This is a genomic window from Streptomyces sp. SID5910 (assembly GCF_009862125.1).
Lineage (GTDB): Bacteria > Actinomycetota > Actinomycetes > Streptomycetales > Streptomycetaceae > Streptomyces.
In genome coordinates, this window is record NZ_WWHX01000590.1 from 1 (window position 1) to 6785 (window position 6785).

Consider the following 6785-nt stretch of genomic DNA (forward strand, 5'->3'; position numbering starts at 1 on the left):
TGTACGGAATCTGATCGTGCGGTTACGTTGCGGAGGTGCTCGAAGCATCCTTTGTTGATCGTTCTCTTCAGCTTTCCGATCGCTGCCCGGACGACAGTGAGGTGTCCGTACGGCACACATGGGCGGTGCGGGACGGGGACACGACCACGTCGTGGTTCGACGTCCGGTGGACGTTCCCCGACGGTGCCCGCATCGACGCGCTCGCCGTGCTCCGCGCCGGCGGCGTCCGGGTCGAGGACGTGCGGGCCGAGCCGGCCCTCTCCCTCGACGACCTGTCCGTACTGGCCGAGTGGCTGGAGAACCCGCTCTTCGAGGCCTGTGTGCGGCCCCCCGCGGAGCGTGCCGCGGCCCCGCGGCGGGCCCGCCCGGCCGGGCCGCACGGCAGTGCGGAACGCCGGCTCGTCGCCCAGGAGTACCGGGCGGCCCGCGAGGAGGGCGCCGACCCGGTCCTCGCGGTGATGCGCGCGACCGGACACGGCCGGCGCAGGGCGCTCAGGCTGATCGGCCAGGCGCGCGACGACGGCCTCCTGACCCCTCGCCGCGCACGGCGCTGACCCGGCCGGCTTCCGCCGAACGCCCCGTCAGAGCATCCCGCGCATCCGCGAGATCTCGCTCGTCTGCTGGGCGACCACGTCGTCGGCCATCTCCTCGATCTGCACGTTGTTGCCCTGCGCCTTCACGTCCGTGGCCATGGTGATCGCGCCCTCGTGATGGGTGATCATCAGCGTGAGGAAGAGCTGGTCGAAGGCCTTGCCGTCCGCCGCGCGCAGCTTCCCGAGCTGTGCCTCGGTCGCCATCCCCGGCATCGCGGCGTGGTCGTGCGCACCGCCCGTCTCCTGCTGGCCGTGGGCCGTCAGCCAGCCCTTCATCGCCGTGATCTCCGGGCCCTGTGCGGCGGAGATGCGCTCGGCGAGCTTCTTCACCTGCCCGGACTGGGCGTGCTTCGGCGCGAGTTCGGTCATCTCCAGCGCCTGGGAGTGGTGCTGGATCATCATCCGCGCGTACGCGACGTCCGCCGAGTTGGGGGAGTCGTCGTCGGCGCGCTGCCGTTCGGCCTCCTCGGCCGAGACTGTCCGGTTGGCCTCGCCGGGCCCGCCCGGAACGATCACCGAAGGCCCGGCCGCCGCGGCCGACTCGGTGTCCTGGCCGGAGTCGCAGGCCCCGAGTCCGAGGACGGCCAGTGCGGTCAGCGACACCGTGACGAGCGACGCGCGGAGCGGCGCGGGACGGAAGGGCACGACTACCTCCTGTGGCAGGCGGGGCACGGGACACCTCGTGAGTGCGATGACCGTCCTAGCACGCTTCCGCGTGCCACTGATCAAGAAACTTCATTACGTGTTTGTTGCCCCCTGTTGGTATGTGCATGGCGAAGACGATACTGCGGGGGTGCGTGAACCGTTCCAACGGGAACGGACGTAGGGAGGAAACAGTGATCCTGTTGAGCGACCCGCGAACACGGCGCAGACGCCTCGGAGTTGCGGCAGCCGCCGCCGGAATGGTGGCAGCGCTGCTCACGGCCGTCCCGGCTGCGGCGACCCCTGACCCGGGGGACGGTCCGGCCACGTCGAAGGAGGTCTCCACGAGTGCGCGCGCCGAGGCGCGTGACGCCATCGCGAGCGGCGAGATACCCGGCCAGGACGAGATCGTCCACTCGGACAACATCCAGCACCTGACCAACATCCCGAAGGACGCGCTGCCCGGCACCAACTCCGACCTGGCCTTCCAGGGCAAGTACGCCTTCGCCGGCAACTACGACGGCTTCCGCGTCTTCGACATCAGCAACCCGAAGAAGCCGAAGACCGTCGCCCAGGTCCTCTGCCCCGGCTCGCAGAACGACGTCTCGGTCTCCGGCGACCTGCTGTTCCTGTCGACCGACTCCTCGCGCAGCGACAGCAGTTGCAACAGCACCACCCAGCCCGCGACGGAGAAGTCCTCCTGGGAGGGCATGAAGGTCTTCGACATCAGCGACAAGCGCAACCCGAAGTACGTCGCCGCCGTCGAGACCGCCTGCGGCTCGCACACCCACACGCTGGTGCCCGAGCGCAAGAACGTCTACGTGTACGTCTCCTCGTACTCGCCGAGCGCCACCTACCCCGACTGCCAGCCCCCGCACGACGGCATCTCGGTCATCAAGGTGCCGCGCAACGCCCCCCAGCGGGCGGCGGTCGTGAACTTCCCGGTGCTGTTCCCGGGTGAGGGCCCCGACGGCGGCGGCAACCCGGGCGGACCCACCAACCCGGGCGTCTCCAAGACCACCGGCTGCCACGACATCACCGTCCTGCCCTCGAAGGACCTGGCGGCCGGCGCCTGCATGGGTGACGGCATCCTGTTCTCCATCAAGGACCCCGAGCGTCCGAAGGTCATCGACCGCGTCCAGGACAACGTGAACTTCGCGTTCTGGCACTCGGCGACCTTCAACCAGAAGGCGAACAAGGTCGTCTTCACCGACGAGCTGGGCGGCGGCGGCGCGGCCACCTGCAACGCGGAGATCGGCCCGAACCGCGGCGCCGACGGCATCTACGACATCGTGGGCAAGGGCGACCACCGCAAGCTGGTCTTCCGCAGCTACTTCAAGATCCCGCGCCACCAGGCGGACACCGAGAACTGCGTCGCCCACAACGGCTCGCTGATCCCGGTCAAGGGCAAGGACCTCATGGTCCAGGCCTGGTACCAGGGCGGCGTCTCCGTGTGGGACTTCACGAACTCCTCGCGCCCTAAGGAGATCGCCTACTTCGAGCGCGGCCCGCTGTCCACCGAGTCGCTCGTCACGGGCGGTTCCTGGTCGGCGTACTACTACAACGGCTACATCTACTCGAACGACATCGCCAAGGGCTTCGACGTCCTGAAGCTCAGCGACCGGCGCACCGACCCGGCCAAGCGGGTCCACCTGCGCGAGCTCAACGTGCAGACGCAGCCGGACTACTTCGACTGATCCGCCGGACCGGCCGGCGGCGGGCACTTGGGTGCCGCGCCGGTCGCGAAGAACCGCGACAGATCCGCGTCGCACGTCCCGCCGGGCGCCTCGGTGTCCGGCGGGACACCCATGTCCCAGTCCAGCCGGTAGCGCTTGAACAGCTCGGCGCGCAGCACCGGCACGGGCATCGGCACCCCCGGCACCAGGGCGGCGAAGACGGCGCCCATCAGCAGCGCCCGCAGCATCGGATAGTCGCTGTCGACGTCCCGGGAGCCGTGCCGGGCCACGGTGTCCCGCAGCAGTTCGGCCAGCCGCCGCTGCTCGGGGCAGGGCACGAAACCCACTTCGGCCTGGAGCAGGCCCGCCATGTGCTGGCGCATCAGCACCGGCCGGTCCCGGGCGAGCCCGAGGATCGCGTCGATGGCCCGCGCCATCCGCTCCGGGCCATCGGCGGTGCGCGGCTCGCGCTCCAGGGCCTCTTCCAGAGTGCGGTGCATCAGCCGGTGCACGGCGGACTGCACCAGCTGGCGCTTGCCGGGGAAGTAGTACGAGACCAGACCGCGCGCCGACCCCGCCCGGTCGGCGATGTCGCCGAGCGTGGTCGCGTCGTACCCGTGCTCGCCGACCAGCTCCACCGCGGCCTGGAGGAGCCGCTCCTTCGAACGCCTCCGCAACTCTTCATTGACCGAGGCGCTGCGCGGGGACATGCTGTACTCCTGCGTTGACTGGCTGGCAGCCAACTATACTCAGCGCAGGCGGACCGGCCCCCGGCGGGGCCCGTCCGGATACCGTCTGTCCCGGGCGACACGGGGGATCGTCCGGGACGGGCGGACACACCGATGGTTGCTTCGGGCTACGGCACCGATGGCGGGCACCTCACCGCGGCATCAGCTCCGGGGGACCTCCTTGACGAACACCATCCCGTCGCTGCCGGCCAGCTGGGCCGGGTCGAGCGGGGCGTAGCCGAACCAGGGGACACCCGGGGCGCGGGCAGGGCGTCGCCGAGGACGGCGGCCAGCCGCGCGGCGTCCACGACGCAGCGCTCCTCCGGCAGCGCGTAGAGCAGTCCCTCGACGGTGTCCGGCGGCGGCGTGTCCACGCCCCGGTGCCGGATCGTGCCGAGGGCGGTGGCCACGAAGGCGTACGCGTCACCGAGCCGGGCGTTCACCAGCGCACCGGCGCTCCACCACGCCACCGGCCCCTCCCACAGCCGCATCGTGCTCTTCTCCCGCTGGAAGTGGGAGTTGTGGGCGTGGGCGAGCACCGGCCCCCGTTCGGCGAGGGCGAGGAGGTTGCCGGCCATCATCTGGGCCCGCACCGCCAGCAGCCGGGCCATGCGGGCCGGTGAGGTGTCGGCCATCCAGTGGTGGTAGCGCAGCAGACCGGTCGCCGTGCGGGCGTACAGGCACGCCCGGTCCCAGTCGTCCCGCGGTCCGGCCGCGCGGAGCTGCGGCGCCTGCGTGTCGAGCAGCGCCGCCAGGTCGTCGGCCAGCAGCCGTAGCCGGCCGGCCTCGGGCGACTGTCCCACGGACCGGTCCGGCTCCGTCATCGCGGCGGGATCGGTCCACCGCTCGTCGGCGCCGAGCAGGTGGTCCAGCGTCTCGGTGGTGCAGGGGAGAAGGTCCGTGTCCCCGCGCGCCGCGAGGTAGCCGTGGAGCGCGGTGAGGGCCTGCCGCGGGCTCGCGGCTGCCGTGATCTCCAGCGGGCCGTCGAAACCGGCGAAGCGGACCCGGTCGGCCGCGGGCCGGCCGTCGTTGTGGGCGCGCATCCAGCGCACGAGCTCGCGATTGGCCGCGGACGCGCCCCAGCCATGGCTGATCCCGTGCTCCAGGACCTCGTCCAGGGTGCCCGTGCCCGAGGTGACGTAGTCGTCCACGAGCAGCCCCGCCAGGCAGTCGCTCTCGATCGCGATCGTCCGGTAGTCCTCCTCCGCGACCAGCTGCCGGACGAGGTCGTTGCGCAGATCGAGCAACGCGTCCTCGCCGTGCGTGGGCTCGCCCAGCGCGAGCACCCGCGGCCGGGCCGGGAGCAGCCCCGTGAGGGCGGCGGCGTCGACGGCATGGACGGTGTCCCCGATGTCAGTAGCCATGGATTCAACCGTATCGTTGAACCTGCGGTGGAAACTTTCTCCGCGAGAGCACGCGTTACTGTCGGCACTCATGGGACAGAACCTTCAAAACGGGGTACGGCTCAGGCCGGTCGATCTGGCGCGGGCGCACGGTCTGTCCACGCAGGCGGTCAGGAACTACGAGGAGGCCGGCATCCTCCCGGCCGCCGGACGCACGCCCCACGGCTACCGCACCTACACCCCGCTGCACGCGGCGGCCCTGCGCGCGTTCCTGGCCCTGGTGCCCGGCCACGGCCACCGGACGGCGACGTCGATCATGCGGGCCGTGAACCGGGGCGCGGACGACGAGGCGTACCGCCTCGTCGACGAGAGTCACGCCCAGCTCCTCGACGACCGGCGGACCCTGCGGGCCGTGGAGAGCGCCCTGCGCGACCTGGAGCCCACCACGGCGCCCGAGCCGGCGGCGGTGCCCGGACCCGGCGCCGTGTTCATCGGGCCGCTGGCCGGCAGGCTCGGGATCCGGCCCGCGACGCTGCGCAAGTGGGAGCGCGCCGGACTGGTCCGCCCGCGCCGCGACCCGCACAGCGGATACCGCGTCTACGGCGAGGCCGACGTACGGGACGCCCGTCTTGTCCACCAGCTCAGGCGGGGCGGCTACCTGCTGGAGCAGATCGCCCCGCTGATCGCCCAGGTGCGGGCGGCCGGCGGGCTGGAGCCGCTGGAGGGCGCGCTGGGCGACTGGCACGCCCGGCTGTCCGCCCGCGGGCGGGCGCTGCTGGCCGGGGCCGCCGAGCTGGACGCGTACCTGCGCGGGCGCGGCTGAGACCCCGGGCGGGTCAGCGCACCAGGTCCAGCACCGTCCGCAGCGCGTCCGGCCGCTCGGCCACCGGCAGATGGTCCACGAAGTGCACGCCGCACCCGAGGGCCGCCGCGCCGCCGTCCGCGCGCCGGTCGTCGCCGACCATCAGCGTCCGCCCCGGCTCCACGCCGAGCGCCTCGCAGGCCGTGGCGAACAGCCGCGGGTCGGGTTTGCGCACACCGTGCTCGTACGACAGGACGTACGTGTCGACGTACCGGTCGAGGCCGTGCTCGCGGAAGACCGGGCGCAGGTCCCAGCCGATGTTGCTGACCACCCCCACGGCAACCCCGCGCCCGCGCAGCGCGCTCAGCACCTCGACGGCGTCGGGGTAGGGGCGCCACGCGCCCGGCGTCATGTGCCGGTCGTACAGGGCGTCGTGCAGCCCCGGATCGGGCAGCGGCACCTGGCGGGACAGCCCGGTGTACGCGGCCCGGTGCAGCTCGGAGCTCTCGTCCCGCACCTCGACCACACCGGCGAGCTCGGCGGGCACCCGCAGCGGACGCGCACCGCCGGGCAGCGCGCCGGCGGCCTCCAGCGCCCGGGCGGTCTCCGCCAACTCCGGTTCCGGCAGCGTCAGTCCCCGGTCGTCCAGCACCGCGCGCAGCCAGGCGACGGCGGACTCGATGCGGAAGAGGGTCCCGGAGAAGTCGAACAGGACGGCAGCCATGGGCGGATCCTACGGCCGCCCCGGCGCGCACGCCGCCACCGTGCTCACCCTGCCCCGCTCACCCTGCCCCGCTCACCCCGCCCCGCTCACCCCGCCCCCCGCTCACCGCACCCACCGCCCGTGGGCCAGCACCGCGAGGGCCACCACCAGCGCGCCCAGGAACCAGCCCGCGACGACGTCCGTCGTCCAGTGGACGCCCAGCCACACCCGGGTCACGCCGACGCCGGCCACGGAGACCACCGACACCGCCAGCGCGGTCAGGCGCAGAGCGCGAGGG

7 protein-coding genes and 1 pseudogene are annotated in these 6785 nt (G+C 72.5%); 3 read left to right on the plus strand and 5 right to left on the minus strand.

Annotated features, from left to right (window positions below; translation table 11 throughout):
* Positions 1-101 precede the first annotated feature (101 nt).
* On the plus strand, positions 102-554 hold the full coding sequence (locus GTW67_RS20775) for a DUF6214 family protein (RefSeq protein WP_161166307.1): 453 nt from the start codon (positions 102-104) through the stop codon (positions 552-554).
* 27 nt (positions 555-581) lie between these two features.
* Here GTW67_RS20775 and GTW67_RS20780 read toward each other — a convergent pair whose 3' ends face one another.
* Positions 582-1238, minus strand: a complete 657-nt coding sequence (locus tag GTW67_RS20780) for a DUF305 domain-containing protein (protein ID WP_161166308.1) — start codon at positions 1236-1238, stop codon at positions 582-584.
* A 191-nt stretch (positions 1239-1429) separates the two neighbouring features.
* On the opposite strand from GTW67_RS20780, the gene GTW67_RS20785 reads away from it, so the two are divergent.
* Positions 1430-2932: an LVIVD repeat-containing protein gene (locus GTW67_RS20785; protein WP_161166309.1), complete on the plus strand. Its 1503-nt coding sequence runs from the start codon at positions 1430-1432 to the stop codon at positions 2930-2932.
* On the opposite strand, the gene GTW67_RS20790 is transcribed toward GTW67_RS20785, so the two are convergent.
* Positions 2920-3621 carry a TetR/AcrR family transcriptional regulator gene (locus tag GTW67_RS20790; RefSeq protein WP_161166310.1) on the minus strand — a complete coding sequence of 234 codons (702 nt, stop codon included), beginning with the start codon at positions 3619-3621 and terminating at the stop codon, positions 2920-2922. The genes GTW67_RS20785 and GTW67_RS20790 overlap by 13 nt on opposite strands.
* Positions 3622-3801: 180 nt before the next feature.
* A pseudogene (locus tag GTW67_RS20795) lies at positions 3802-5003 on the minus strand (erythromycin esterase family protein).
* 70 nt (positions 5004-5073) lie between these two features.
* Between GTW67_RS20795 and GTW67_RS20800 the strand changes: the two are divergent.
* Positions 5074-5805, plus strand: a complete 732-nt coding sequence (locus GTW67_RS20800) for a TioE family transcriptional regulator (protein ID WP_161166312.1) — start codon at positions 5074-5076, stop codon at positions 5803-5805.
* A gap of 13 nt (positions 5806-5818) precedes the next feature.
* Here the strand turns inward: GTW67_RS20800 and GTW67_RS20805 are convergent, their stop codons facing one another.
* Together GTW67_RS20805 and GTW67_RS20810 are read right to left on the minus strand one after the other, a co-directional pair.
* Positions 5819-6508, minus strand: a complete 690-nt coding sequence (locus GTW67_RS20805) for an HAD family hydrolase (RefSeq protein ID WP_161166313.1) — start codon at positions 6506-6508, stop codon at positions 5819-5821.
* Between the two features lie 102 nt (positions 6509-6610).
* Positions 6611-6785 (minus strand): phosphatase PAP2 family protein (locus tag GTW67_RS20810; RefSeq protein ID WP_161166314.1); only part of this gene is annotated, 175 nt, incomplete at its 5' end.